Origin of the sequence: Sphingomonas silueang (assembly GCF_040049155.1) — a bacterium.
Lineage (GTDB): Bacteria > Pseudomonadota > Alphaproteobacteria > Sphingomonadales > Sphingomonadaceae > Sphingomonas > Sphingomonas silueang.
Genome location: NZ_JBDZDK010000077.1, coordinates 1 through 2,152, shown reverse-complemented (window position 1 = coordinate 2,152; position 2,152 = coordinate 1). Strand labels below are relative to the sequence as shown.

3 protein-coding genes are annotated in these 2,152 nt (G+C 59.5%); all 3 read left to right on the top strand.

Translation table 11 applies throughout. From position 1 onward, the window contains the following. The first annotated feature begins 261 nt into the window (after nucleotides 1–261). From ABLE43_RS23100 to ABLE43_RS23090, 3 genes are read left to right on the top strand one after another with little or no spacing between them, the layout of a single operon-like run. Entirely contained in the window at nucleotides 262–954 is a 693-nt protein-coding gene (locus ABLE43_RS23100; protein ID WP_348980276.1) for an HNH endonuclease signature motif containing protein, read from the top strand. Beyond that, nucleotides 951–1,589, top strand: coding sequence for a hypothetical protein (locus tag ABLE43_RS23095; RefSeq protein WP_348980275.1), 639 nt, complete (start codon nucleotides 951–953; stop codon nucleotides 1,587–1,589). The genes ABLE43_RS23100 and ABLE43_RS23095 overlap by 4 nt, the downstream gene beginning before the upstream one ends. Beyond that, nucleotides 1,586–1,879, top strand: coding sequence for a nucleotidyltransferase domain-containing protein (locus ABLE43_RS23090; RefSeq protein WP_348980274.1), 294 nt, complete (start codon nucleotides 1,586–1,588; stop codon nucleotides 1,877–1,879). The genes ABLE43_RS23095 and ABLE43_RS23090 overlap by 4 nt, the downstream gene beginning before the upstream one ends. Nucleotides 1,880–2,152 lie beyond the last annotated feature (273 nt).

Below are 2,152 nucleotides of genomic sequence, written 5' to 3'. Positions count from 1 at the left end.
GGCTACGCCCGCCCTACGCCGCAACCAGCGCGAACGGTGCGCCCGTCATACCCGTCACGCTGCTTGACGAAGGGGGTCCCTTTTGCACGCCGATAGGGGGTCCTTTTTGGACGCCGATTGACAGCTAGACGCAATCCAACCTGCCGATGCGTAAACCCGGAAGAGCCGACGCTTGTTGCTGGCGGCGAAAATAGTTTCGTGTGCTGACGCTGGAGGCAGAGATTCCTATATGCATGTCGGGCACAAAAGCGGGGATTTTGAATGGCGGAAAGAAAGGCGATACCGGCGGCAACGCGACTGCATCTATTCTCGGATGCGGCGGGCTTCTGCCAGAAACCCGACTGCCTAGAAGCCCTGTTTCCGGCGGAAATGGGTGGTGATAAGCACATCGCTGAAATGGCACATGTTATCCCGCATGGCGATGCGGGCCCGCGGCATGGAGACCGACCGGCGAACGACTTCGATCCAGATGTCTTCGAGAACCTAATTCTGCTGTGCCCGACCTGCCATACCAAGATCGACAAGGACCCTGAGGCTTATCCGCGCAATATCCTGCTTGATTGGAAGGCCAATCATCTTGGGCGGCTGGCGAACAAACAAGGCATCCGGGCTTACGACGATCGCGAGCAGGCGCGAGCTGCGGTTGCCAGCATTATGGCCGAGAACCGGGCCATCTGGGAGAAGTTTGCGCCGGTGGAAGGTACGAATTTTGAGTATGACCCGGAATCGGCCACCGCTGCGGCGTGGGATGAGCGGATCAGAAGCGTGATCCTGCCTAACCACTATCGCACCTTGGCGATCATTGAGGCCAATCTTGACCTTGCCACGGGGGAGGAACGCCGCACCTTCGCTGAGTATCAGGAACATGTTCGCGGCTTATCTGAGCGGCACATATGCGGCATCTCCGGTCGCGCCATCCGCTTTCCGGGGTCGATGGAGGGGATGTTTGCATGAACTGGCAGGTCAAATATGCGCTAGCCAATTTTGCGAAAGAAGGACGGTCGCAGGCGGAGCATCTTGGCGGTGACGTCATCCGGATCGTAACCGAGGATCGACCCGACGTCGTCGCGGCCATTACGGCGGCCGCAACAGTCAATCTAGCAACGGCTGTCGGCTACCGGGACGGTGTCGAAGCGCTCGATTTCTTGTGCGGTTACCGCGCGGAGTGTGTCTGGGAAGGCGAGGCGATACGGTATCTCGAAGGAAACCGGGTGGGTTGGGGCAGTTTCGGGACATTGGGTCTGGCGGCTCTCAACGGCGACGCCAACTCCGCACAGCACAAAGTCTACAAATTCTCGGATCGGCTTCTTCGGCAATATGGTCCTGTGGTGACGGCCGATCGGGAGTTTGACCGAATTTACCGGGTTACGCTGCGGAACGAGGAGGTGCTGCGCATTGGGATGATAGCCGATTACGAGCCGACAGCTGATGAGGTTCGGACGTTGTGGGATCGTTTTGGGCCGGTCGACATCATCTGGAACACCAACCCAAATGGCACGCCGCAGCCCGAAGCGAACGAAGCCGGAAGAGAGCTGGGATGCGAGGTGATGCTATGGAACGCATTGAGAAAGCGTCTGGCGCGGACATGATGTCGGCCGACGAGGTTGCGGCTCATCTTCTGGCGTCTTGCCCCTCGTTGGAAAATTTCGAGGCCTATATGTTCGGTTCGGCCGTGACGGGGGTCGGGGCGGATATCGACATCCTTATCGTCGGTCCCAGCGGCTCGCTGTTGTCTAAGGTCAAAAGTGAGCTCCGTGCCGCTGGGCAAGCCTTGCCACTGCACGTCCTATGTATGTTGCCGTCAGAAGCGATCCACACGCAGTTTGTAGCGAAGGAAATGTGCGTGCCGCTCGCTCAACTTGCACTGGCAGGCCATTGAACGGACAGAGCCGCCAGACCGGATGCAGATCAGGCCTACGATCACGGTCGCGCCTGCGCCGCATCAGCAGTCCGCTGACTAGGCTATAGCCTACCGCGAGACCTGCCGCACGGAACAAGCGGCCGAGGATCGGCCGCTGGACGCTGAACAGTAAGCGTGGCCTGAGGGCCGCCTTGCCCGTTTGGCCGTAGCCGGGATGCTTATCGTCTTTGACGAGGGCGCGGGCGGTGCGGGAAGTTTTCGGTTCTGAGACTGGTCGTACGAGCGCTCGTA